This is a genomic window from Luteitalea pratensis (assembly GCF_001618865.1).
Taxonomy (GTDB): domain Bacteria; phylum Acidobacteriota; class Vicinamibacteria; order Vicinamibacterales; family Vicinamibacteraceae; genus Luteitalea; species Luteitalea pratensis.
In genome coordinates, this window is record NZ_CP015136.1 from 6,072,174 (window position 1) to 6,096,604 (window position 24,431).

Consider the following 24,431-nt stretch of genomic DNA (forward strand, 5'->3'; position numbering starts at 1 on the left):
CCGGCAAGTCGCGGCGTTGGTGCATGACTCGACACTGGACTCGCAGTTCGCCCCACGCCGGCTTCGTCACTGACTGATCGCAATCGACTCCGGCCTGCCAAGCGCGGTCATCCGATTCAGGACACGACAGGCAAGGCTCGCCTCGACGTCCCGGCCATGTCGACTACGAGCGCGAAGGCCATCGACGATGATGGACTTGTAGCGGAAGAAGGCGTTCTCTACGCGGGCCTGCCGATGATAGCCCGACGCCTTCTGCCATTGCTGCCGCCGCCCGAGCGCGTCGGTGATCGCGCGGTCGCGCACACTCGAGCGTGGTCCATGTCGCGACACCCTTGCCGTTCTGGTCGGCGGCACGACCACCTGCGCGTGTCGCGCGCTCGCGGCTGCGCCCTCACTGGCGGCGAGGAGTTCAGTCACGCTGTTGCCGGCCGCGAACGCACCGGCGACGTGCCACGCCAGAATTCGCCGCGAGAAGTTGTCGATCACGGCATGCAGATACGCACGGCTGCCGTCACGCAGCCGGATGACGGTGGGGTCGATGTGCCACACCTCGTTCGGGCGCGTCGTCCGCAGACCCACCTTCGGCTTGGTCGGATGTAAGCGGAGACGAGGACGCCTCCATCCGGTGTCCGCACGAGGCGGTACCAGGTCGAGGGGGAGGCACAGACAATGCCACGCCGCTGGGCGAAGACTGCCAGCGTCCGGGTCGGCACGTGACGGTAGGCCGGCGAGGTCACCATGTCGTCGATGGCGTGGATCTCGCCGCGCGTCACCCCAGACCATGCCACGAAGAGCGGCGCGCGACACGCCGTCGAACCGGAACCGCGCACTGCTTCTCGTGATCGGTTGACCGTTTTGAGCGCCGCGAAGGAGCGGACGCATCGAAAGCCTCGTCTTTGAGGCACGAGAAATCTTCGAGGATCTCCTCGTGACTGGCTTCTGCCGCCCGTCTCCCGGGATCCGCACGCGGAAGACGAGTTGTCGATGCTAGCGGAGCGCGTCAAGGGGAGCCTCGAGTCGCGGCGATTTGTCCATTATTTGTCAACCAAGGCGGCGGGCCTCGTGCGTCCACCACGCAAAACGCCCGTTCGCGGACCCGCAAGTTGTTGACGAAACGAGACTTGCGGTTCTGGAGCATGGCTCTTCGCAGTGACAATGATCTTCGACCGTTTGGCGCAAGAAGCCAATGGGCGCGGCTCCGGCCTTAGTCTCCGGAACTGCTTGCGAAATAGAGACTTGTCTTTTTCAGGGCAGGCGACGGACGGTCACGCGGTGCGCCGGCAGCGCCCTCCAAACGACGCCGTCGAGCTGCGCTAAGTAGTTGATTTTAAGGGAGTTGGTACGCCCGGTAGGGTTCGAACCTACGACCTTTGGCTCCGGAGGCCAACGCTCTATCCAGCTGAGCTACGGGCGCACTGATGGCCGACTCGCTCCGGGGGGCCCCGGAGATCCGCCACACCCACCGGGGCGAGGCAGCGTCACGACCGCCCGCCAGTTTACCACCCTCGCCCTTGGCCCGACGCAACGCCTCGACCGCGGCGTCGTCGGCCCCGGCTGCGCCGTCATTCGCGCACCGCGTCTCCCGTGTTCTGCCGCTCACCGTCGGACAAGTGGTCCGTGGCGAGCGCGCCACCGGCCCCAACGAACCTGGCAAGCGTTCTCGACATTTCCGCATTGCGGCATTCCAGCATTGCCGCTCGCGGGCGCTCGGCGGGCGTGCCCGCGAGATTCGTTGCAGTCCGATGGCTACGTCCGTCCCGCGCTCATTACCAAGACCGCCGACGGACGAGCGTCCTCATTTCACCGGCGACGATGCCCGCGCCGCAGACGACGCCTTGTACTCCGCGTCGACGTCCTTCTCCCACGCGTCCAGGAGCGGCCGCAACTCGCGCGCGATGTCCTGACGCTGGTTCGTCAGGTTCTGCCGCTCGCCCGGGTCCGTCCGCACGTTGAAGACGAACGGGCTCAAGGCATCGAGCACCAGCTTCCAATCGCCACTCCGGACAGCCCACTGTTGCTTGGTCGGGTTTCCCGTGCGCCAGAACAGCGTCCGCGGCACCTCCGGAATGCGACCCTCCAATATCGGGAAGATATCGATGCCATCCGGTCGCGCGTCGGCCGGCACGGTGGTGCCCGTCGCGGCGAGGATCGACGCCGTCAGGTCCATCGTGATGCCTACCTGGCCGGATACCTTGCCCGCAGGAATGCGTCCGGGCCAGCGGATCATCGCCGGCACGCGGATCCCACCCTCCCACACGCTGCCCTTGCGGTTCAACAGCGGCCCGTTGCTCGCCAGCCACTCGCCGCCATTGTCGTTGGTGAAGATGACGATCGTGCGCCTGGCGAGGTCCAGCCGCTCGAGCGCCTGCAGGACCTCCCCCACGCCGCGATCGACGCGTTCGATCATCGCCACGTAGTCGGCGCGCGTGCTGGTCTCTCCGTCCCACGGCCGCACGTGGCGCGCGTTCCCCGGCGCCATCGACGGCCGATCCGGCGGCTGATACGGCCAGTGCGGCGCGTTGTAGGCGACCTCCAGGAAGAACGGCCGCGCAGCCTGCTGCTCGAGGAACTTCACCGACCGCTGCGTGATCAGGTCGGTGGTGTAGCCCTCGACGACGACCTGCCGATCGTTCTCCCACAGGTCCGGCTTTCCGTCGCCAGCGGTGTGTGCATAGAAGTCGTGGTACCCGCTCTTCAGGCCGAAGAAGTACGCGAAGCCGTGCGCGGCCGGGCTGAACTCCTGGCGGTAGCCGAGATGCCACTTGCCGATGAGCGCCGTCGCGTACCCGCGCTGCGAGAGCAACTGCGGGAGCGAATGGCCGCGCGACGGCAGACCGACGTCTCCGCCGGGAATCCCCTCGGTGGGCAGCGGTGCCTGGATGCCGTATCGCTGCTGATAGCGCCCGGAGATCAGGCCTGCCCGCGTGGGAGTGCAGACCGGGCCGTTGGAATAGAAGTCCGTCATCCGCACGCCGTCGCGCGCGAGGCTGTCGATGTTCGGCGTACGGACGTCGCTGGCGCCATAGGCGCCGAGGTCCGCCCAGCCCATGTCATCGGTGATGATCAGGACGACGTTGGGCCGGGCCGATGCCGCAGCCTGCGCGTGCGCCACGGCCGGCGCCGCGGTCCAGCACACACACGCGAAGAGCAGGAGGACACGGAAAGTCATGGTTCTCCCTTCGTCCAGTCGCAGGGGGTCGATCGACGGCACCATACTGCGGAGGTTACTGCAACCAGATGCCGACGCCACCATCGCCGCCGCCACCGCTCGCCCAACGCCTGCTCTTTGGACTCTCGCGCTTCACGTGGCGCTGGCTCATGCGCGCCGCGATGCTTGCCGCGCTCGTCCTGTTGGCGGTCACCTCCGGCTTCGCCGCCTATGCCCTGCTGATGCTGCCGCCGGTGGACCCGTGGCACGTCACGCGGCTCAACGGCGAGTTCACGGCCGGCGACGAGGCTGGCCTGGACTTCGCCGGCTACCAGGCACTCGAGGCGAAGCTGTTCGAGGCACAACGGGCAGCGGTCGCGACGATGCCGACCGACGCGCCGTACTACCTTGGCAGCCGCTACGACCCGAACGGCCCGGCGCTCCGTCTCGCTCCCGGGCAACCCTACAACCGCAGCAGCCGTCGCACGCCCGCCCAGGTGCGTGGAGCCGCGCTCCTCATTCACGGCCTGTCCGATTCGCCCTACTCGATGCAGAGCGTCGCCGACGTGCTGCTCGCCAACGGGTTCGAGGTCACGATTCTCCGCCTGCCGGGGCACGGCACGCTGCCCTCTGGCATGGTGCACATGCAGTACGAGGACTGGGTGGCCGCCATGCACGTCGCCGCCCGCGACATCAGCGCGCGCCTGCCGAAGAACCTGCCCTTCTACATGGCGGGCTACTCGACCGGCGGCACCCTGTCGCTGACGTACGCACTCGACGCAATCGCTCCTGGCGCCGACGTGTCCTTGCGTGCGCCGACACGCGTACTGCTCTTCTCTGCGGCGGTCGAACTCCCCTCCGCCGCGGCACTCACGCCGATCCTCGATCTCTTTGCAAAGGTGCCGATCCGTTCGTTCGAGAAGGTGAACTGGCAATCGATCGGGCCCGAGTACGACCCGTACAAGTTCGTCTCGTTCCCGGTCAACGCGACCCGGCAGGTGTACAACGCAACGCAGCACCTCCAGAAGAAGTTGCTGGAGGCCGAACAGGCCGGACGCCTTGCCCAGCTGCCGTCGATCGTCGCGTTCCAGTCCGCCGTCGACTCCACCACTGGGGCGCATGGCGTGGCCACCACGGTGTTCGGGCGACTGAAGGGCGCGCAGCACCGGCTCGTGCTGTTCGACGTCAACCGCCACCAGCGGTATGACTTCGTGCGACGACCGGGTCCGGGCGCGCTGGTGCAGGAAGTCACGACCGGCTTTGCCAGCGGCACGCGGTCGCACACCCTTGTGCTGCTCACCAACCGCACGCGCGACAGCGACGACATCGAGACTCGCGAGTACGCACCGGGGCAGCGCGAGCCCGTGATCACGGTGCCCGGCCTCGGCTGGCCGGCACATGTCGTATCGGTCGGACACGTGTCGATGCCGTTTCCGCCTGACGATCCCCTGTATGGCTACATGCCCGGGAGTGGCGCCAACGGCGTGCCGTCGATCGGCTCATGGGCCGTCCGCGGCGAGGAGGGCGCGCTCGTCCTGCCGCTCGGCGCGCTCCCGCGCCTGCGCGCCAACCCGTTCTGGAGCGTCCTGAAGGCACAGCTCGAGGCGGTGGCGGCCGCAGACACCACTGGGACGACGAAGTGAAACTTGAAATCTCAAACTTCAAATTGACTACAGTGCAGCCCATGACGCTGCCGTTGCTCCTGGTGTTGACCCTCTCCACGCTGGCGCTCGCCGCCCAGCAGCCAGGCGTGGACGAGGCGCTGTCGCGACCCATCCTCGCTCCAGAGCAGACCCGCATCGACACGCAGGTGTGGACGGCCACGCAGGTACCCGTGCTGCAGGTGCCGGCGTCGCGCGCGGCGTGGGCCGCGCAAGCGCGCACGCTGCGGCAGCGACTGCTCGACGAGGTCGTGTACCGCGGCACCGCGCGAGAGTGGCGCACGCAGAAAGTCGTCGTCGAATCGTTCGGCGAGATCGCGGCAGACGGGTATCGCGTGCGCAAGATCCGCTTCGAAGCTGTCCCCGGCCTGCACGTCCCCGCTCTGGTCTACGGGCCTGTTCCCGCGCCCACGAAGCCGACTCCCGTCGTCCTCAACTTCAACGGTCACGAGGGGACGGGGATGGCCAACGCGTACCATCAGGCGCGTTGCATCAACCTGGCGAAGAAGGGGCTGTATGCGATCAACGTCGAGTGGATCGGCCAGACACAGCTCGCAACCGAGGGACTGCAGCACTACAGGATGAACCAGCTGGATCTCGTGGGCACGCCAGGACTCGCTGTGTTCTACGAGTCGCTGCGGCGCACCCTCGACCTCGGCATCGGCCTCCCGAATGCGGATGCGGCACGCGTCGCCGTCACGGGACTCTCGGGTGGCGGTTGGCAGACGATCATCCTGAGCGCGCTCGACACGCGCGTGGCGCTGGCAAATCCGGTGGCCGGTTTCTCGAGCTACGTCACGCGTGCGCAGTGGCCAGACAAGGACCTCGGCGACTCGGAGCAGACGCCGTCGGACCTGGCCTCGATTGCCGACTACACGCACCTTTCCGCGCTGATGGCACCACGGGCGCTGCAGCTCACGCACAACGCGAAGGACAACTGCTGCTACAGGGGAGACTACGCCCTCGGCAACCTCGTGCAGCAGGCGCGGCCCGTGTTCGATCTGCTCGGAGCGGGCAACCGGCTCGGCTACTACGTCAACTACGACACGGGGCACAACTACGAGCGGGACAACCGCGAGGCGTTCTACCGCTTCCTGCACGCCAACCTGCTCGGCGGCAGCGCCGACTTCGACCCGCGAGAGATCGACGTCACCGCGGACCTCCGTGACCTGGCGACACTGACCATCCCCGTCCCGGCCGACAACGCGGACTTCCGCTCGCTCGCGCGCGGCATCCTCGCCGCGCGCCAGACACCAGCAACGGCACCGCGACGTGAGCGCCTCCAGGCACTCGTGAAGGCGCCCACGTTCGCCGTGCGGGCCGAACACGCAGGCACTATCGGCGAGGCCGCGTTCTGGAAGGTACATCTCGACAACTGGACGGTGCCCGTGACAGAGCTCTCACCTTCCACGCCGAGCGCGACAACGCTCCTGCTCAACGACGCCGGGCGAGCCAAGGCGGGAGCCGATGTGCGGCGGTTGCTTGGCGAGGGGCGTCGAGTGGCCGCACTCGACCCGTGGTACTTCGGCGAATCCGCGCTCGGTCAGCGCGACTTCCTCTTCGGCCTGCTCGTCGCGGCGCTCGGGGACCGTCCGCTCGGAATCGAGGTCGGCCAGGTCACGGCCACGGCCCGCTGGCTGGAATCGCGCCACGGCGCCCCGGTGGAGATCGTCGCGCGAGGACCACGTACGAGCCTGATCGCGCTCGTCGCCGCGGCACTCGAACCCGATGCGATCAGCGGTGTGCAGGTGCACGACAGCTGGCGCACGCTGCGCGAGGTGCTTGACCGCAACATCAGCGCCCAGCAGATGCCAGAGATGTTCACGTTCGGCCTGCTCGCCGAGTTCGACGTCGCGCAGATCGAACAGCTCGTCGCGCCACGCGCGGTACGTGTCAGGTAGTCGATGCAGGATGCCCAGCACGGCCGCTTCGTTGCCGGGCCGCAGGTTCCCTGCTAGCATCCGCGCACCCCTCGCGGACTCATTCAGGAGGCAGTGATGATGCAACGCGGTTCTTCCCGGCCGGCGGCTCGACTCGTGGCGCTCTTGGTGGCCGTGGCCCTGGCCGGTGGCCTTTCCTCGGCGCGCGTCGATGCGCAGGACACGGCTCGCCCTACGCCCACCGCGCCACAACCGGCGCCCGCGGCCCCGCCGCGGCCGCCGCAATACGTGTCGCCGGAAGTGGCCACGGACGGGCGGATTACCTTCCGCATCCACGCGCCGAACGCCCAGGCGGTGCGAGTCTCGGCGGGCGACATCCAGGGCCTGGCACAGGGCGCATCCCAGATGACCAAGGGTGGCGAAGGCATCTGGGAGGTCACGCTGAGTGCGACGGTGCCCGGCAGCTACCGCTACAACTTCAACGTCGACGGCGTGGCCACCATCGACCCGCGCAATCCGGCCACGAGCGAGTCGAACACGAACACGTGGAGCGTCGTCCACGTGCCGGGTGGCCAGCCCTGGGACACGGCCGATGTGCCCCATGGCGCGGTCGCCAGCGTCACCTACAAGTCCACCGCGCTCGGCCAGTTCCGGCGGATGCACGTCTACACGCCGCCCGGATACGAGACCAGCACCGCGGCCTATCCGGTGTTCTATCTCCTGCACGGCGCGGGCGACAGCGACGACTCGTGGACGTCGGTCGGGCGCGCGAACTTCATCCTCGACACGCTGATCGCCGGCAAGCAGGCGACGCCGATGATCGTGGTGATGCCCGCCGGGCACGTGCGTGGCGCGCCAGGCACCGCGGCCGCCGGCACGGGGACGCAGGACTTCGCCAACGATTTCACGAAGGACGTCAAGCCGTACATCGAGTCGCACTACCGCGTCATGAAGGGGCGGGCCAACACGGCCATCGCCGGCCTCTCGATGGGCGGCGGCCAGACCCTCACCGTCGCCATCCCGAACCTGGAACAGTACGGGTACGTCGGCGTTTACAGTTCGGGCCTGCTTGGTGGCTTTCCGGACTTGATGCGTCGTCCACCGGGCGCACCCGCCGGCCCGGCCCCGCGCATGGGTCCGACCGCCGAGGAGTGGACGAAGATGCACGCGGCCAAGCTCGCCGATCCGGCCCTCAAGAAGGGACTCCTCCTGTGGTTCGCCACCGGCAAGGACGACTTCCTGCTGACGACGACGCAGGCGACCGTGGCCCTGTTCGAGAAACAGGGGTTCTCACCGGTATTCCGCCAGACCGATGGCGGGCACACCTGGATCAACTGGCGCAGCTATCTCGTCGAGTTCGCTCCGCAGTTGTTCCGCGGTGCGGGTGCAACGTCGTCAGCGCGCAAGTAGCGACCTTGTCGCCAACGCGTAGCCGCGGACCTTCAGCTCGGCGGTCGATCGCCGCGCTGCGTGTCGACCTGCGTGTCGACCTGAAGGTCGACAGCTACATCTTCCCGGGGTGGCATTGCGGCTATGCCAGCCTCCGGATCGGCGCTCAGACGTCTGCAAACTGCACGATCGTCTTGATGTCGTCCGGCTGCCGCTCGAGCGCGTGCATGAAGCGGTCTGCAGGCTCGCGGCGCGTGATCAGTGACGCGAGCCACCCGGGATCGGCGTGCGCCAGTACCTGGCCGGCGCGGTACCAGTGCCGCTTGTTGGCGTTCACCGTCCCGACGACGACGTTATTCTTCAGGACCGCGGCGGCGGCGAGACTGGCCATGCCCGGCGCCGAGACGGCGCGACCGCCGCTGCCGACGCCGGTGAGGCAGACCACGCCGCCGGCGGCGATGCTGCTCAACGCCTGACTGATCACTTCGGACGCGCCCGTGCATTCGACGATGACGTCGGGCTCGAAGCCGATCCCGGCGATCGTACCGGTGTGATAGGTCGCGCCAAGCGCGCGCACGAGAGCCGGCTTCGACCCGGTCTCGAACCGATCGAGCACGTGGACCTCGAGACCATGCTGCTTGCCGATCAACGCCGCCAGCAAGCCGATCGGCCCGGCCCCGGTCACGAGCGCCGTCTCCGGCTGCCAGAACGCGCGGTGTCCCACCGCGAGTACCTGCTCCCACGCCTTGACCACCACGGTGGTCGGCTCCAGCAGGACGCCGAGGATGCCGAGCGAGGGCGCGACCTTCATCGCGTACTCCGGCTCGATGCGCCAGCGCTCGGACATGAAACCGTGGATCTCCTTGATGCCGCGCTCGGTGTACAGCCCGTTGCGGCACATGTCCCACTCGCCGACGGCGCAGTTCGGGCACGGCACGGGGTCCGGGCGCCGGACGATGCCGACCACCAGGTCCCCTTCCTTGAGCGAGCCGCCCGGGCCGGGATCGAGGACGCGCCCGAGGGACTCGTGACCGAGCACGAGCCGTTTCTCGCCGCGGGGCGCCCACCCGTAGGCGCCGTGGACGATCTCCACGTCGGTGCCGCACACGCCGACGGCAATCGCCTCGACGAGGACCGAGCCTTCGTGAAGCGCCGGCTCCGGAATCTCCTCGAAGCGGGCGGTGTCGGCGACGAGCGGTTCGACAGTGATGGCCTTCAAGTCACTTCTTCTTCGGCTTGAAGGCGTCCTGCACCTGCTTGCGGATGTCCTTGTAGTTCTTCGAGAGCAGCTTCTCCTCGTCCTCGGTGAGGATGCGGAACGGCACGCGCACCACGCTCTTTTCGAACTTCACGTCCAGCCAGTACTGGCCGTACTTGATGCCGCCAGGGACCTTGAAGTACAGGCGGCCCAGGCAGGCGCGCGTTGAACTGAGCTCGATCTCGTCGCGAGGCATCGCGCGCTGATCCAGGTCGGGATAGAACACGATGGAGCACGCGCGGCTTGCACTGGGCGGGAAGTAGTTGATCGAGTCACGCTGGACGCGTTCCCGGTTCTTCAGCGCCCGGGTGTCTCCCTTGCGGTACTCCTCGACGCTCGGGAGCGGGATCGACTGTCCGCCCGGGATCGTCAGCGAGAACTGCGCTGGCGTGATGGTGTAGTTCGGCACCCGGTCCATCACCGTCATCCCGACTTCCAGCAGGAGCCACTCCTCGCCGACCGATCGGTTTGCGAGCTGGTAGCCGAGGATCACGTAGCCCTCGTTGTTGTACGCAGCCCGCACGAACGTGCCCTCGATCGTCATGATCTCTGGCACCCCGGCCTGCGGAATGGCGACTTTGGGCTTCTCCTTCTCCTGCGCCAGCAGCGGCGACGCGGCCGACAGCGGCAGGAGCACGGTAACGAGGAGGGCGAGTGAGCGTGAAAGCGTCATGGAGTCCTTTCCTGGTGCCAGTGACCACTGCACGCCATGTGCCGAATCGGCCGAGATTCGATGATTGCAGGCAAATCGTTGGGCGACAGCCATTTGCACCAGCGAGGCTAGCACGGGTCGCCGGCGCGTCCCACGTCGGACCGGAGATTCTCCACGGCGCGTCCACGCAGCCGTGCTGGCAGATCGTCGGCCGCGCAGGGCCTGGTTCAGCGCCGAATGTTGCGTCCCAAGGAGTAGTGCGTATCGAGTTCGAACTCCGGCTTGCCTGGCGGCAGGGGCTGCGTGCGCTCGTAGATCCGGACGGCAGATGAATGCTCGACCTTCACGCTTCGCGCGAGCCGCCACTGCGGTGACGTACGCACCGTCCGTTCCAGCAGGAGATGATGTGGTTCCGTGGCCAGGTCGTCCACGACCACGAACTGCACGCGGGCGCGATCCAGAACACGGGAGATGCTCTGGACGTCAGAGTACCGGGACGCGTAGTTCAGCCCCATCCAGGTCCCGACGGCGAGAATCTTGCTCGCGCGGATCACGAGCGCACCATCGGCCTCGCCCGCGTGGGTCGCCACGTACGACACGAACGCGCCTTCGCCGATGGGATCGGAGGACACGAGTGTCGTCGTGTCGGCCGGGAGATCTGCGTCGAGGACAACCGACGCGGCCTCGGCGAAACCTCGTGCCGGCCTTGGGCGTGGCGCCCAGGTCGCGAGCACCACCAGCAGTAACACCGCCGCGCCGGCGCGCACACGGTGCCACACCTCGACCGAGGTCGAAGGCAGCATGTGCGTGACCACGACCTGGATGCCGGCCGCACCGAATAACGCCAGGACACCTGCGGGCGCGAGCAGATAGCGGGGCTCGATGATCGGATACAGGAGCGAGTGGAAGGCCCACACCGCAACCAGGACCGCGAGCATCGAGCACCAGACACCATTCCTGCCTTTGTTCTGCAGCACACAATCGTTGATGCCGAGGGCGGCGAGTGGTATCCCCAACACTCCGACCTGCATCGACAGGATCAGGAAGTTCTGCAGGCTCGCCGGGCGCCATGCGCCGCTGGGAGGCAGCGGCTGCGACGCGTATCGCACCATGTCCAGGTGGGTCAGATACCACGGCGCGGCAACGATCAAGACCGCCGCCGGCATGATCCAGAAATCCATGCGCCGAAGCAGGGACCATTGCCGCCCGGCGACTACGGCAATCGGTGGCACCAGTGCCAATGCGAACGCGTTGTACTTGGTCAGCAGTGCGGCACCCGCCGCGCATGCGAAGACCAGTGCCCTGCCGCGGCTGGGTGCGTCCATGTAGCGACCGAAGGAGAACGCGGCCTGCAGGATGAGCAGCGCGCAGAGCATGTCCACCATCACTGACGTGGCCGGCGCCTGGACGATGGGAAAGGTCGCGAACCAGACAGCGCCCGCGAGAGCCAGCGGGATTCCGAGGAGTTCCCTCCCTGCCTGAAACAACACGACCGCCACGAGCACGGTCGTCAGAGCCACGAAGGCCAGCGCCGCCACGAACGAGGGACCGGTCAGGAGCAGCCAGCCACCGAGCAACAGGTGAAAGAGCGGCGGCCAGATCCCGAACGCGACCTTCGGATACTTCACGTAATACTGCTCGGCAAATTCCCGAGGGTTCGAGCCCAGGCCCTCCGTGACGTAGCTGCGGATCATCAACGCGGTCACATAATGTGCGGCTTCGTCTGGCGCGGTGTTCAGCTCTGACCAGTTCGCCGACAAGGCCATGGGCACGACGCAGGCGACAAGCACCAACACGGCCAGGGCCAGCGGAGCGGCCGCGCGGCGGAGCCGGATGAACAGGCGACGACTCAGGGAGGACATGCCTGCAGGCGTCCGCGATACTTCCAGCGATACGGCCGAAGAATCCTCAGTTGCCATGACGAGCCCGACGATTCTACACGGGCACGAGCGTGATAATCACGCTAGCAGGAAGCTGACGCGTGCGCATCATCCACAAACTGGTCTCCACGAGGCACGCGAGGGAGATCACCGGGCCCGACGTAGCCGTGGCGTTGCGGGAGGCCATTGATGAACTCTGCAACGAGAGAGACATTAGGGGATCGAGAAAAGGCCGAACTGGCGTCATCTTCGGGAAGTGCGGCGAGCGCGCGATAAAGCTCGGCGCGAGTGTGCACTTCGTATCGATCGATCGCTGTCCTCGCCGCCTGCTGCCGACAGGACTGCCTTTCGGTAGGTCCGCTTGCATCGAAGCAGGTCCAACCGCCATTCGACTCGCTCCCGGAAGCCAGCGAGCGCAGCACGCGCGGAGCGAGACTCAGCGAGACCGGGGATTAGAGCCTTTTTAGGCGAGCGACAACTGGAGCCATGGCAGGAAGGCTGCCGGGCGCAGCACTCGCGGACTCGGACCGCGACTCACCAGGGGATTCGGGCCGGAGGCGAGCTGAAAGCGGAGCCGGAGGCACATCGCTCATCCGGCGGTACTGACGTCAACTGTCGCCGACTCTGCCTTCGGCGACGCATCTGGGCCCCTCTGACTCAGCGGCTGTGCAAGAGTGAACAGCCGTCCCAGGTCGGCTCCCCTACGATGACTCGATTGAAATCTACGTCATCCATCAACGCGACGCCCTCGCAATGAAGAGACTCGCCATCCTTGGCAATCATTTGCCGCGTCAGTGCGGCATCGCCACATTCACGACGCACCTCACGGATGCGCTGGCGACCGAGTTGCCGCATGTCGACACGTTCGTGCTCGCGATGAACGATGCCGGTCGACGACACACCTATCCGCCTCGAGTCCGGTTCGAGATCGGCGAGGGCGACGTCGGCTCGTACCGCCGGGCGGCGGATTTCCTGAACGTCAATCACGTCGATGTGCTGTCCGTGCAGCACGAGTACGGAATCTTCGGTGGCAAGGCGGGTGCCCATGTCCTCACCCTTCTGCGGGAACTCCGGATGCCGATCGTCACGACGCTTCACACCGTGCTCTCGGCACCCAATCCGACGCAGCGCGCTGTGATCGAGGAACTGGCGCGGGTCTCGGAGCGTCTCGTCGTGATGAGCACATCGGGCGCAGACTTGCTCACGCGCATCCACGGTATATCCGTCGATCAGATCGATCTGATTCCCCACGGGATCCCGCACGTGCCGGTTGATGCGGCGAGCAAGGACCGACTGGGAGTCGACGGCAAGACCGTGATTCTGACGTTCGGCCTGCTGTCGCGCGACAAGGGCATCGAGCATGTGATCGATGCCTTGCCGGCCATTCTTGCCGTCCACCCTGACACCGTGTACATCGTCCTGGGTGCCACACATCCACACGTCGTCGCGCACGAGGGCGAGGCGTATCGTCTGATGCTCGAAGCACGAGGCCAGCAACTCGGCGTCGCCGGCAGCATGATCTTCCACAACCGATTCGTCAGCCAGGACGAGCTGACGGACTTTCTCTCCGCCACCGACATCTACATCACGCCGTACCTCCAGCCGGAACAGATCACGTCCGGCACGTTGGCCTATGCTGTCGGCGCGGGCAAGGCGGTGATCTCGACACCGTACATCTACGCTCGTGAGCTCCTTGCCGACGGGCGTGGCGTGCTCGTCCCCTGGAGGGATTCATCCGCCATTGCGCGGGAAGTCATCACCCTGGTCAGCGACGGCGATGCGCAGCGCACCATGTGCGCCCGGGCGGCTGCGTATGGTGTCGGGATGACCTGGCCGGCCGTCGGCCGCCGCTACGTCGAGAGCTTCGAGCGCGCGCAAACCGAACACACCCGCCGCCGCCGAACGACATTCCGTGCACAAACGCTCGCCGCCAGACCGGCTGGCCTGCCCGAGATCACCCTCAAGCACGTGGAGGCGATGACCGACGACACCGGCATGCTTCAGCATGCCATCTTCAGCATTCCGCGGTACGACGAAGGCTACTGCCTGGACGACAACGCGCGCGCCCTGCTGCTCATGGCGCTTCTCGAAGAGGCCGGCACCGATGACCCGGTCGTCGTCCGAGCGTTCGGGTTGCGATATCTCGCGTTTGTCAATCATGCCTTCGATCGAGCCACTGGACGCTTCAGGAATTTCTTGTCGTACGCAAGGCAATGGCTGGAGCCGTACGGGTCGGAGGACAGCCACGGGCGCGCGCTGTGGGCGCTGGGTGCCATCATCGGGCGGGCGGGCGATCCGGGCCGTCAGAGTCTGGCTGGCGAGCTCTTCCACGCCGCCCTTCCTGCGGTGTCAGGCTTCACGAGTCCGCGCGCCTGGGCCTATGCGCTGCTTGGCATCGACGAGTACCTGAAAGCATTCCAGGGCGACAGCACGGCCGAAGCACGTCGTGAGGAGCTGGCAGGTCGTCTGTTTGGCCTCTTCGAGCGGACGAGCCGACGCGACTGGCCCTGGTTCGAGGATTCTGTGACCTACTGCAACGGCCGTCTGCCGCAGGCACTCATCGTCTCCGGTGATCGAATGCATCGGACAGACATGGTGGAGGCAGGCATGCGTTCGCTCGACTGGCTGCTCTCAGTGCAATCGTCACCGGACAGGCAGTTTGCAGCGATCGGCTCCAGCGGGTTCTACACGCGTGGTGGGGTGCCGGCGACCTTCGACCAGCAGCCGGTCGAGGCCAGCGCGATCGTGTCTGCCTGCCTGGACGCGTATCGCGTGCATGGCGATGGGCGATGGCTCGTTCAGGCGCGCTGGGCGTTCAACTGGTTCCTCGGCGAGAACCACCTGCAGCACTGGCTCTTCGATCCTTCGACCGGTGGTTGCCGTGATGGGCTGCACGCCGATCGCCCCAATCAGAACCAGGGGGCCGAGGCAACGCTCTCGTTTCTGCTCGCCCTGCACGAGCTCCGGGCGATGACGGCCTTCGACGTGCCCGGCGTCCCTGCCGAGACACTGCAATCCATCTCATGAACTCGCCGACCCATTACGAAACCCTGTTCCAGCGCCACGATAGGAATCCCATCCTGACGGCGGCGGACTGGCCGTACCCGGCCCACACCGTGTTCAACGCCGGGGCGACGCGACTTCGGGATGGCTCGACGCTCCTCCTCTGCCGGGTCGAGGACCGACGCGGCCACTCGCATCTGTGCGCTGCCCGATCCCAGAACGGCTTCGATGGCTGGACGATCGATGCCGAGCCCACACTCCGTCCGGATCCAGAGCGGTATCCCGAGGAGCTGTGGGGCATTGAAGACCCTCGCATCACCTTCGTCGAAGAGCTCGGTCGGTACGTCGTGGCCTACACCGCGTTCGGTCGAGGAGGACCCGGTGTGGCGCTCGCGCTCACCGACGACTTCCGCAGCTTCGAGCGCCTTGGCCTGGTCATGCAACCCGATGACAAGGACGCCGCGCTCCTGCCCCGCCGCATCAACGGCAACTTCGCCCTGCTGCATCGCCCGCTGGCGGACTCGGGCTCGCACATCTGGATCTCGTTCTCGCCCGATCTTCGCAACTGGGGTGGACACAAGCTCGTGCTGCAGGCCCGGCGCGGGGCATGGTGGGACGCCAACAAGGTGGGGTTATCGCCCCCGCTCATCGAGACGCCTCGCGGGTGGCTCATGCTGTATCACGGCGTTCGCCAGACGGCCGCCGGGTGCCTGTATCGGTTGGGCCTGGCACTCCTGGACCTGGACACCGCCGAGCATTGCATCCTGCGCGGGGACTCCTGGATCTTTGGGCCTGAGGCGCCGTACGAGCGTCAGGGCGACGTCGGCTACGTCACGTTCCCCTGCGGCTACACGCTGGGAGCCGATGGCGATGCCATCAATCTGTACTACGGAGCCGCGGACACGAGTATTGCGATCGCGACCGGCAGCATCAATCACCTGCTCGATTGGCTGGATCGGCATGGCACAGCGGCGTAGCGCTGCGGCGACACACGTCACCGCCGCGCCGCGCGCGTTCCGCGGATCGTTGCCCCCGTTCGACGTGCGTGCGTTCGTCGATTCGGTTGGCATCTCACGCCACATCGTGCGCTACGCGCGGTCCTCTGTCGTCTTCGCGCAGGGCAGTCCGGCCAACAACGTGTTCTACATCCAGCAGGGCGGTGTACAGCTGTCGGTCTTGTCGCGAAGAGGCAGGGACGCGATCGTCGCCATGCTCGCGCCGGGTGACTTCTTCGGTGAGGGCTGCCTGGCCGGTCAGCCCCTCCGAATGGGCACCGCGACGGCGCTGGTGCCGACGACCGTACTGCGGATTCAGAAGAGGGCGATGATGCGGAGCCTGCACGAGCACTCCGCGCTCTCGGATCGATTCATCGCGCACATGCTCGTGCGCAACATCCGGATCGAGGAGGACCTCGTTGATCAGCTGTTCACCTCGACTGAGAAACGGCTGGCGCGGACGCTGCTCCTGCTCGCACGCTACGGCGACGAGCGTACCCCGCGACGCGTGCTGCCGAAGATCTCGCAGGAAGCGCTTGCCGAGATGGTCGGGACCACGCGATCGCGCGTCAACGTCTTCATCAACAAGTTCCGAAAGCTGGGACTCATCACGTACAACGGCACGCTGACGGTTGACAGCGCACTCTTGTGCGTCGTCCTGCACGACTGACTCCGGGTGCGTTCGACCGTGGCACCGGTGGCTTCGCACCGAGCAGCCAACACCATCGACAACACCTGCAGTTGGGCGCGTACCCGGCCGAGTTGCAGCTGGTCCTGATGTCCAAGGCCTCGAGTACGCGCGCGCGGAGTGCGATCCGGGAAGCACGACGGCTGGATGTGATCGACGCGCCGCGCCTGGAGTTGGAACAGCGACAGAAAGAGATCGCGGACGCCGATCTTGCTCGCGACAAGATCCGCACGACAAACAAGGCCGCCTTCCGTCCGTGAACACCCGACAAGCCCTGATTCGGTGACCGACGAGCGCGCCGACCTCTGTTGATGCATCAGCCTTGCGGTGCCGATGCTACGAGAGATGCGAGGCGCGGTGTTCGGCGAGCCACTGCGCGCTCATCCACCCAGGATCGGCTGTATTGACGCGCCCGGCCACACGCGCCTTGTGGAGCATCAGCGCGCCGGCTGCGACGAGAACTGCGATGGTGAGCATCATGGTTGTGGTGCCGCAGGCACTCGCCCGCGATTGCCCGGCTCGAAATCCGTAATTCGCTGCGTCGCCTCGGCCCTGAGGGTCTCTGCGGCGCGCGCAATCGAGGACTCTCCACTGCGCGCGACCTGTGGGACGCGACGATCGAGCGCGGAAATCAGTTCGTACAAGTCACGAATCGGATTCGGCAATTACTTGAGCATCTCGCGGATGCTTTCGGACGTGGTCTGTGCAGGTGCATGCCACAACCGCGAGAGCATGAGCGGGGGCAGCACGCCCAACCCCATCAGGAGGATCCAGCTGCTTGCCGAGCTCACGTTGAGCGACACGGCCATGACACCGCACGTGAGCACCCACCCGAGGGCGAGCCCTGCCTTCATGTGTTCGAGTTGCATGCTCGTCACTGTATCGATGCGCGAGGGCTGGGGCTGTTCCGTATTGGACAGTATCGGCGGCCATCGCCAGGGGCGTCATCCCGCTGGACATCTGCCGGGTGCCCGTCGTGGACTCGAGGCGAGCGAGCGATCAGTCGTGCAGGACGATGCTCAGGAGCGCATTGTTCACCTTGAGCCCGCCGTTGTACTCGATCAACCCGAGCTTGCGGAACTTGTTCATGAAGAAGTTCACCCGTGAGCGCGTCGTGCCCACCATTTCCGCGAGCGTCTCCTGTGACAGTTTCGGGAGGACGCGCTGTGTCGCGTCCTCCTTCCCGTACCGAGCCAGGAGCAGCAATGTGCGGGCGAGCCGCTTCTCGCTGGAATTGAAGAGCTGATCGACCAGGTCCTCTTCGATACGGATGTTGCGCGTCAGCATGTGCGACAGGAATCGGTCGGAGAATGCGGGATGGTCGTGCAGCATCCGGACCATGTCGCGCTTCAGGATGCGCAAGAGCGCCGTCCGCATGACGGCCGTCGCCATACCCATGCGCAACGGCTGCCCGGCAAGGCAGCCCTCGCCCAGGAAATCACCCGGGCCGAGCATGGCCACGACGGCCTCCTTGCCGGCCGTGGAGAGGACCGAGAGCTTGATCCCGCCCTCCTTGACGAAAAACACACTGTTCGCCTGTGCCCCCTGGGCGAAGACGACGGCGCCACTCGCAAATCGCACGGTGCGCGGAGACACCCTCGCCGATGCGAGGAACGCCTGAACGTCGAAGGCCGGCGGCGGACGGGCCGGGAGTGACTTGGGCGGCATGTCGAACCATCATCCCACGCGTGCGGCGCCCAACCCAGCCGCGGGGTTCCATCCCTGCCAATCGGTCGGATCGCACGGCCGCTCGACCCGCATACTGCGGCCATGTATACCCTGACCGCGTTGGCCAGCACATTTGTTGCGGAGGCACGTGGCGCGTCGGACCTCGATCACCAGGCGACGGTCAGGTACCGCCGGGCCGTGGCGAAACTGCCCTGGGCACAGACCCACCGTCGGTGCGTCGGGCTGCTCGATAGCGCAGGTCGCGTCCTGGCGAGCGCCGATTGCTTCGACCTGGAGGCGGTCCTCCACGGACGCCCGATACGCTGCCGCGGACTCGGAAACGTTCGGGAAACCCCACTCGGTGCCAGCCGCCACGCCACGGACCTCGTCGCGCACGTTATCGACAATGCAGGGGCGTCTGGATTCGATGCGGTGCTGGTGTCCAGCAGTCAGCCACTTTGGCCACGGCAGGACAGCTTCACGCCACTGACCATCAGAGACGTCACGCTGCAGGTGACCGAGTCCGATCGCCGTGGCGCACCCATGGTGCCGGTTCGCTGCGGAGAACGCGGCGACCTTGTCCACCTGGCGTCGATCCGGCCGCTCGGTACGTCGGACTTCCGCCTCGTACGGACCGCCGAGTTACTCGACTTTGCGATCGCCCGACGCCGTCTACTCGCGGCGGTGTTGCCGGCGGAGACACGCCAGGTGCATTTCCTCGTGGTGGAGGAAGGCGCACGAGCGGCAGCGTACGTGGTCGTCACGGTCACGGGCGAAGGGTGGCGACTGGAAGAGTGCGGCGACCACGACCCCACCGGTGCACGGGTCGGCGCTCTGCTCCAGGTACTGGTCGCGCGCGAGCCCGCCGAACACCGACCCAGGATCACGGCATCGCTGCCGCCAGGATTTCAGCCGCCCCAGGTGTCAGTGACTGATGCCCGAGTGGGGGGCACGCGCCTCTGGCTGAAGGTAAAGGGCTCTCACCTCGCTCAGGCCGCGGTAGGCCAAGAACCGATGGCCTGGTGGCCGGGCGATCCGCCGGACGAGTCATAAATCCCGCGCCGGCAAGCGCCATGTGCAATACAGAACTGACGTGACGTCGGCCGTGGCCGATGATGACGCGATGCTGCAACGCGATTTGGAATCGTTCAAGGACCTGCCACTGGTCCCCGCCCACGTGCCCGCGTCTGCCCACACCCGCAGCGTGCCCCGCGGGCAGCAACGGCCGGGAGTGAGCCCCCTCGGTAGTCAGCGCAGTCGGCAGGAATCCGGCGGAGCGGGGGCCAACCACACCCTGAGCATCGCCGTCTACGATGCATCGCCTGACCGGAGACGGTTGTTGGCGGCGACCTTATACGGCCTGGGATGCCGAACCGTCCCGCTCGACTGCGAGTCTGACGCGCCCGAGTTCCTGCGTGCACAACTCGTCGCCTCGCGCCCCGACGTCGTCATCTGGCAAATCGGATCAGCGCCGCACGACCAGGGCGCTCCCCTCCTCCGCGCGCTGGGGTCAGGCACGCTGGCGGACATCGGCGTGGTGGTCACCACACCCCACCTGGCGCACGCCACCGCCGTGCTGGGCCCCAGCGCGTCCATGGTGAGAATGCTCGCCACGCCGTTCAGTCTCGGCGACCTGATGCGTGCCGTGAGCGCCGCCCACCAAGACTCCGTGGGCGCGACTCACGGTTGAGACTGGCTCCTGCGATCGGCGCCGGCCCACGTCGCCTCCGTGCACGAGGCCCGTCAGTCGCGCGCCCACCCCCGTGCCACCATCAGCTTCCGCCAGCGGAGGCTGTCCGCCAAGGCGTTCGGCCGACTCGTGACGATCCGGCGGTGGTGCACATGGCCATCGACGTCCACACGCAGTTCGAGCCCGGCGGCGTCCAGACGCTGCCAGCAGGTCGCGGTGCTACGGTTCCTCGTCAGCGACCAGAGGTGCTCGTCCAGCGGGTCCACGGCCGCATTGGACCATATGCGAGACGGGTCACGTGCGATCACGTAGGTCCCTCGTGGCTTCGCATGGAATGGGCCGTGAGACGCAGCTCGCGCGGGAGTGCGCGATCAATTGAGACCGAGGATCAGTGCGAGCACGTCGGCGACGGTCGAAACCAGCAGAACAGCGAGCACCTTCGCGCGATGGCGTACGTCAGCATCGTGCGCGACGCCCTTCGCCATCCACTGTTCCCATCGCCACAATCGGACGGTTGCTCGTCTCATGATTCGCCACCCATCCCCTCGTCACATGATGGGCGCCCTGCGGGGTGCTCCTACGGGGTCTTGGGCCGGGCCTTGTCATCTCTTTTCTGTGCCTCTTGCTTCTGCTTCTTTACGTGCTGCTGCTTCATCTTGTCCTTGTCTTTCTTGCCACCCTTGTCTCCCATACGCGTTCCTCCCAGGCCATCGGCCTTCACACAAGCATGTTCGCCCCGCTGAGACTGCACCGTGTCCAATGAGTCTGACATGCCGCGGCCTCCTTTCGTCGTTCTCTCGAGGACGCTTGATCTCAGCCACGACCTGCGTCGCCCCGCGCGTACGCGACGCGTTCAAGCACGAACGCGACCAATGCATGTCAGCGCAGCACGGCGTGTCGTTGTCACGCCAGCCATTCCGGTCCGAGTGGCTGCCTGACCTGGCGCCCGGCAAGCGCCGGGTCTGCACGGCTCCGCCGCAGGGAGTGCAATTGTGAACAGGCGTCACGGCGGTACGGCCGTAATCTGGCTACATGCAGCTATATCCAGCCGCGGTACGGTCCCCTTCCGGAGCCCAGGTGCCAAATCCGCCGGGCATGACACCGGCGACGGCTCACGTTCGTGTGGCCCGCCACGTCAGAGCGCTCGGTGCGGGAACGTCCGGCAGGCTCGCGGTAGTGGGTGCGGAATCTCCCACGGCACCGAGCACCCAATGGAGGGTGCTCGAGTTCCTCGCGGATGGGTTGCTGTTGCTGCTCGTCGTGTTCGCCGTTCCGGCCGTCATCATGCTGCTCGCCCTGCCGATTGCATTGATCTTTCGTATGACCGGCGAGATCGGACGACGCTGGTGATGGCGCGCCGTACAGGACACTGGTCGCGGCGACACGCCGACTAGAACGCCCAGCCGTAGCAGGGGCGCGCGCCGGCGTGCGTGAGACGCTGGCTGAAGTCCGGCGGGAGTACGTCGGCGGGAGGTGCAGCACGCTCCTCCTCCGAGCCTTCGCATTCTGTGCGACATGGACGAGCGTTCAACCAGCATGTCTGCCGTGTGCAATGCGAGACAGACGGCGCTGGGCAACTGGTCGACCATGGATCGCATGGAAAGTTCATTGGGTCGGCCCTCGCTGTCCGGTATAAAGAGAGATGCACGTTGGCAGCGCTGGCTCGCGAAGGGCTACGCACATGAGGCCGGCGTCCGATACCGTGTTCGGCTCGTCACGCTGTCGATTGGCGCACTCATCGCGCTGGCACTTGCGGTCGCTCTGACGATCAGGTAGCCGCGCGTGGTCGCCGACTCGCTCACGGTGGCCCTGCACGCCCCCGCTGAAACGTCCCTTCGATCCCTGGCTTCTCGGGGTCGTTCTCGTCGTCGCCCTCTCGCTCGGTCGGTTCGTCGGCGGCCCGCTCACCGGCGACGACGACTACGTTCTCCACAATCTCGCGTCGTCGAAAGTGCGCGAGGTCCTGTTCGCCTACACCGTCGACCTGGTGAAGGGCGAGGGTGGCGAGACCGTCTGGTACGAGGGGTTCGAGACGCTGCAACGACGGTACGTTCGCGTCGTGCCGAGCGGACTGATGACAATCGAGTATCGGCTCTTCGGGAGCAACCCGATCGGCCTCAAGACGGTCTCGCTGCTCGTACACCTGCTGAACCTCGTCCTGGGGTACGGCCTGCTGCGGCGCCACCTCCCTGACCCGGTCACGACGGCAGCCATCGTGGCGCTGGTCGGTTTGCACCCTGCGGCTGCGGACACCTTCACAAGCCCGCACGATCGCGCTACTTGCCTTCGCGGCTACGCTCGCGCCGTCGCTGCTGACGCGGGCGACGGTGAGCGTCCTGAACTTTCCGACCTTCCGCCAGCTCTACCTGCCGCTGGCGGGCGTCGCCGTGCTTCTGTACGCCTGGAAGCCGGCGGGCTTCCGCCGGGCGGGCCGTTGCGTCGCCGGGCTCGTCATCCTGAGCCTCGTCGTTCTCTACCAGACCGTGGCCCCCGCGATGGTGCGCTCCGGGGACCGCGTGGCGCAGCGAGCAGCGGGGGCCAGGCTCGAGGTTCTCCTGGCTGGTGTGCAGGCGGACATGGCCGTCGTTCAGATTGGGCAGTCCAGCTGCGGCTACAGCCTGAGCTTCGACGCGAGAGGGCGGGAGGTCTGGAAGCTCATCCCAGCGACGAATGAGGGCGGCGTTCCGCTGCGGCGGTCGATCGACGATAGGACTGTCGAGGTGCTGGCCCCGAACAGCACCACGCTGGCAGTCTCCACCATGGTGCCGCCCGACCTGACTCCACGCCGTGCCCGCATCGTGCCGCCTCTTATCGCAGCGGGATGGCAGCGCCTTCCTGTCGCCACGGCGCACACGCCGCGGCAGTCCAAGGGCGCCGTGACGTCGTTTCGACTGACATTCGACCGTCCGCTCACGGCCTACGTCTTCCTGCACGTCTCCGGCTGCGTCGAGCTCGGACGCTGGCGCCCCACTTGAGCGCCTCGTCGACGAAGGGCTACTCACCGTTTGGGCGATGCGCTGCGAACTTGACCACATGGATCTGGTCCTCGGTCAGCCACCCATCGACGGCGAGGGCCTCCGCTTCCACTGCGGCCTGCTCAATCGCCTCGCGATGTGTCGCGGCCATGGCGTGCGGCTTCTCGGGGACGATGCTGATCTCGTGTTCGCGCACCGCGCTGGGATGGGCGACCAGGACGTCTCCCACGTGCATGTTCGACAATGCACCGGAATTCTTCTCGTTGGACATGGTCCCAGTCTAGGGCACGCAACGCGCGGACGGTGTTCTCTCCAGCACAGTCTCGCTCGCTCACCTCGATGCGTCTCGGACGGTTGTGGCTATCGCACTCGAGCATGATGGTTTCCTCGCGAGTGCCCCAACGATTACGACTGCGCCGCCGAGGCGAAGCAATGCAGGCGTTCGCGCAGTCGCCCGAATGGGCAGGAATAGAATGGGGGTTGGCATGGTTCGCACCGGCGGGTGACGATACGGCGACATCCCCGCGCTCCGATCGCTCGACGAAGCCTGAGCGCCAACAACATGGCAAGTCAGAATCGCCCAACATGCGTTGCCGAGGCATGATCCCGCCCGTCAGCAGGGTCCGGAGAGTGAGTGTTCATGCGCGCTACTACCATCCTGCGAATGTTCCAAACGGCACTCCAGGCTTGGTGGGATGATGACGCACTCCGTCTCGGCGCGTCACTCGCCTATTACACGCTGTTCGCGATCGCGCCAATCCTGCTGGTCGCGACGGCCATCGCAGGCATGGTGTTCGGCGCCGAGGCCGTCCGCGGGGAAATCGTCGGACAGCTCGATTACCTCACCGGACCCGAGGGTGCACGCGCCGTACAGAGTCTTCTCGAGGGCGCCAGCCAACGCCGAACTGGCATCCTCGCCACCGCCTTCGGCGGCGTCGCCTTCGTCGTCGCTGCCACGGGAGCGTTCCTCGAACTTCAGAGTGCGCTGAACACGATCTGGCGCGTAACGTCCAAGCCGGGGACCAATCTCAGAGCATTCCTGCTGGATCGCGTGCGCTCGTTCGGGTTGGTGGTGGCGGTCGGCTTTCTGTTGATGGTGTCTCTCGCGGTGACGGCCGCAATTGCCGCCCTGAACGGCTGGCTCGCCCGCTACGCCCCCAGCATCCCGCTGCTGTGGAGTGGCGTCAGCATGTTCGTGTCGCTCCTTGTGACGACGGCGCTGTTCGCGCTCCTCTTCCGCTTCCTGCCGGATGTACGTCTCCGCTGGCGCGATGTGATGACCGGCGCGCTCGCGACGGCCGTGCTCTTTACGATCGGTCAACAGCTCATCGGCCTATACCTGGGCCAGAGCAGCATGTCCTCCAGCTACGGTGCAGCAGGATCGGTGATGATTCTCCTGCTGTGGGTGTACTACTCGTGCCAGATCCTGCTGCTCGGCGCCGAGTTCACCCGCGTATACGCTGAGCACAGCGGTACGAAACCGGCCCCACAGTCCTTCGCAGAAAAAGACCGTGGCACCCGCTAGCGCCAACTGTCTTGCGCCA

At 66.3% G+C, this 24,431-nt stretch carries 24 protein-coding genes and 1 tRNA gene; 12 read left to right on the forward strand and 13 right to left on the reverse strand.

Going from position 1 to position 24,431, the window contains the following annotated elements:
- Positions 1 to 66: 66 nt before the first annotated feature.
- The 3 genes from LuPra_RS32310 to LuPra_RS25595 all read right to left on the reverse strand — a co-directional run bounded on the left by LuPra_RS32310 (position 67) and on the right by LuPra_RS25595 (position 3,169).
- Positions 67 to 579: a DDE-type integrase/transposase/recombinase gene (locus LuPra_RS32310; RefSeq protein WP_157899672.1), complete on the reverse strand. Its 513-nt coding sequence runs from the start codon at positions 577 to 579 to the stop codon at positions 67 to 69.
- 758 nt (positions 580 to 1,337) lie between these two features.
- Positions 1,338 to 1,414: transfer RNA gene (locus tag LuPra_RS25590), tRNA-Arg, on the reverse strand.
- Between the two features lie 381 nt (positions 1,415 to 1,795).
- The gene (locus LuPra_RS25595) at positions 1,796 to 3,169 is read right to left on the reverse strand and encodes a sulfatase-like hydrolase/transferase (protein WP_157899673.1); all 1,374 of its coding nucleotides are present in this window, start codon (positions 3,167 to 3,169) and stop codon (positions 1,796 to 1,798) included.
- Between the two features lie 68 nt (positions 3,170 to 3,237).
- On the opposite strand from LuPra_RS25595, the gene LuPra_RS25600 reads away from it, so the two are divergent.
- The 3 genes from LuPra_RS25600 (at position 3,238) to LuPra_RS25610 (ending at position 8,099) form a co-directional block, all read left to right on the forward strand.
- A complete protein-coding gene (locus LuPra_RS25600; protein ID WP_157899674.1) occupies positions 3,238 to 4,791 on the forward strand; it encodes an alpha/beta hydrolase in 1,554 nt (517 codons plus the stop codon).
- 41 nt (positions 4,792 to 4,832) lie between these two features.
- Positions 4,833 to 6,710, forward strand: a complete 1,878-nt coding sequence (locus LuPra_RS25605) for an alpha/beta hydrolase family protein (RefSeq protein ID WP_157899675.1) — start codon at positions 4,833 to 4,835, stop codon at positions 6,708 to 6,710.
- A 96-nt stretch (positions 6,711 to 6,806) separates the two neighbouring features.
- Complete coding sequence (locus LuPra_RS25610; RefSeq protein WP_110173389.1) at positions 6,807 to 8,099, forward strand: esterase; 1,293 nt, start codon at positions 6,807 to 6,809, stop codon at positions 8,097 to 8,099.
- Positions 8,100 to 8,244: 145 nt separating this feature from the next.
- On the opposite strand, the gene LuPra_RS25615 is transcribed toward LuPra_RS25610, so the two are convergent.
- From LuPra_RS25615 to LuPra_RS25625, 3 genes are all read right to left on the reverse strand, one after another.
- On the reverse strand, positions 8,245 to 9,297 hold the full coding sequence (locus LuPra_RS25615; protein WP_110173390.1) for a glucose 1-dehydrogenase: 1,053 nt from the start codon (positions 9,295 to 9,297) through the stop codon (positions 8,245 to 8,247).
- A gap of 1 nt (position 9,298) precedes the next feature.
- On the reverse strand, positions 9,299 to 10,009 hold the full coding sequence (locus LuPra_RS25620) for a hypothetical protein (RefSeq protein WP_110173391.1): 711 nt from the start codon (positions 10,007 to 10,009) through the stop codon (positions 9,299 to 9,301).
- Positions 10,010 to 10,215: 206 nt separating this feature from the next.
- Positions 10,216 to 11,850 carry an ArnT family glycosyltransferase gene (locus tag LuPra_RS25625; protein WP_157899676.1) on the reverse strand — a complete coding sequence of 545 codons (1,635 nt, stop codon included), beginning with the start codon at positions 11,848 to 11,850 and terminating at the stop codon, positions 10,216 to 10,218.
- A gap of 771 nt (positions 11,851 to 12,621) precedes the next feature.
- Here LuPra_RS25625 and LuPra_RS25630 point away from each other — a divergent pair.
- The 4 genes from LuPra_RS25630 to LuPra_RS32315 all read left to right on the forward strand — a co-directional run bounded on the left by LuPra_RS25630 (position 12,622) and on the right by LuPra_RS32315 (position 16,814).
- Positions 12,622 to 14,895 carry a glycosyltransferase family 4 protein gene (locus tag LuPra_RS25630; protein ID WP_110173393.1) on the forward strand — a complete coding sequence of 758 codons (2,274 nt, stop codon included), beginning with the start codon at positions 12,622 to 12,624 and terminating at the stop codon, positions 14,893 to 14,895.
- Complete coding sequence (locus LuPra_RS25635) at positions 14,892 to 15,848, forward strand: glycoside hydrolase family 130 protein (protein ID WP_110173394.1); 957 nt, start codon at positions 14,892 to 14,894, stop codon at positions 15,846 to 15,848. The genes LuPra_RS25630 and LuPra_RS25635 overlap by 4 nt, the downstream gene beginning before the upstream one ends.
- On the forward strand, positions 15,832 to 16,536 hold the full coding sequence (locus LuPra_RS25640; RefSeq protein ID WP_110173395.1) for a Crp/Fnr family transcriptional regulator: 705 nt from the start codon (positions 15,832 to 15,834) through the stop codon (positions 16,534 to 16,536). Before LuPra_RS25635 ends, LuPra_RS25640 begins: the two co-directional genes overlap by 17 nt.
- A 107-nt stretch (positions 16,537 to 16,643) precedes the next feature.
- Positions 16,644 to 16,814, forward strand: a complete 171-nt coding sequence (locus LuPra_RS32315; protein WP_157899677.1) for a hypothetical protein — start codon at positions 16,644 to 16,646, stop codon at positions 16,812 to 16,814.
- A gap of 76 nt (positions 16,815 to 16,890) precedes the next feature.
- Here LuPra_RS32315 and LuPra_RS32320 read toward each other — a convergent pair whose 3' ends face one another.
- From LuPra_RS32320 to LuPra_RS25655, 3 genes are all read right to left on the reverse strand, one after another.
- Positions 16,891 to 17,034, reverse strand: a complete 144-nt coding sequence (locus LuPra_RS32320; RefSeq protein ID WP_157899678.1) for a hypothetical protein — start codon at positions 17,032 to 17,034, stop codon at positions 16,891 to 16,893.
- A 185-nt stretch (positions 17,035 to 17,219) separates the two neighbouring features.
- On the reverse strand, positions 17,220 to 17,423 hold the full coding sequence (locus LuPra_RS25650) for a hypothetical protein (protein ID WP_157899679.1): 204 nt from the start codon (positions 17,421 to 17,423) through the stop codon (positions 17,220 to 17,222).
- A 130-nt stretch (positions 17,424 to 17,553) separates the two neighbouring features.
- Entirely contained in the window at positions 17,554 to 18,222 is a 669-nt protein-coding gene (locus LuPra_RS25655) for a Crp/Fnr family transcriptional regulator (RefSeq protein WP_110173398.1), read from the reverse strand.
- Positions 18,223 to 18,324: 102 nt separating this feature from the next.
- Between LuPra_RS25655 and LuPra_RS25660 the strand changes: the two genes are divergently transcribed.
- Together LuPra_RS25660 and LuPra_RS25665 are read left to right on the forward strand one after the other, a co-directional pair.
- The gene (locus LuPra_RS25660; RefSeq protein ID WP_110173399.1) at positions 18,325 to 19,275 is read left to right on the forward strand and encodes a hypothetical protein; all 951 of its coding nucleotides are present in this window, start codon (positions 18,325 to 18,327) and stop codon (positions 19,273 to 19,275) included.
- A 40-nt stretch (positions 19,276 to 19,315) separates the two neighbouring features.
- Entirely contained in the window at positions 19,316 to 19,912 is a 597-nt protein-coding gene (locus LuPra_RS25665; RefSeq protein WP_157899680.1) for an ANTAR domain-containing protein, read from the forward strand.
- Positions 19,913 to 19,965: 53 nt separating this feature from the next.
- Here the strand turns inward: LuPra_RS25665 and LuPra_RS25670 are convergent, their stop codons facing one another.
- The 3 genes from LuPra_RS25670 to LuPra_RS25675 form a co-directional block, all read right to left on the reverse strand.
- Entirely contained in the window at positions 19,966 to 20,220 is a 255-nt protein-coding gene (locus LuPra_RS25670; protein ID WP_110173401.1) for a hypothetical protein, read from the reverse strand.
- A gap of 63 nt (positions 20,221 to 20,283) precedes the next feature.
- Positions 20,284 to 20,439 (reverse strand): hypothetical protein, encoded by a 156-nt coding sequence (locus LuPra_RS32325; RefSeq protein WP_157899682.1) that lies wholly within the window; start codon positions 20,437 to 20,439, stop codon positions 20,284 to 20,286.
- A gap of 50 nt (positions 20,440 to 20,489) precedes the next feature.
- Positions 20,490 to 20,684, reverse strand: coding sequence for a hypothetical protein (locus tag LuPra_RS25675; protein ID WP_110173402.1), 195 nt, complete (start codon positions 20,682 to 20,684; stop codon positions 20,490 to 20,492).
- 446 nt (positions 20,685 to 21,130) lie between these two features.
- Here LuPra_RS25675 and LuPra_RS34015 point away from each other — a divergent pair, with 446 nt between their 5' ends.
- Together LuPra_RS34015 and LuPra_RS25695 are read left to right on the forward strand one after the other, a co-directional pair.
- Complete coding sequence (locus tag LuPra_RS34015) at positions 21,131 to 21,262, forward strand: hypothetical protein (protein WP_257724475.1); 132 nt, start codon at positions 21,131 to 21,133, stop codon at positions 21,260 to 21,262.
- Between the two features lie 977 nt (positions 21,263 to 22,239).
- Positions 22,240 to 22,887: a hypothetical protein gene (locus LuPra_RS25695; RefSeq protein ID WP_110173406.1), complete on the forward strand. Its 648-nt coding sequence runs from the start codon at positions 22,240 to 22,242 to the stop codon at positions 22,885 to 22,887.
- Between the two features lie 19 nt (positions 22,888 to 22,906).
- Here LuPra_RS25695 and LuPra_RS25700 read toward each other — a convergent pair whose 3' ends face one another.
- On the reverse strand, positions 22,907 to 23,158 hold the full coding sequence (locus LuPra_RS25700; protein ID WP_110173407.1) for a hypothetical protein: 252 nt from the start codon (positions 23,156 to 23,158) through the stop codon (positions 22,907 to 22,909).
- Positions 23,159 to 23,527: 369 nt separating this feature from the next.
- On the opposite strand from LuPra_RS25700, the gene LuPra_RS25705 reads away from it, so the two are divergent.
- Positions 23,528 to 24,412, forward strand: coding sequence for a YihY/virulence factor BrkB family protein (locus LuPra_RS25705; RefSeq protein WP_157899683.1), 885 nt, complete (start codon positions 23,528 to 23,530; stop codon positions 24,410 to 24,412).
- Positions 24,413 to 24,431 lie beyond the last annotated feature (19 nt).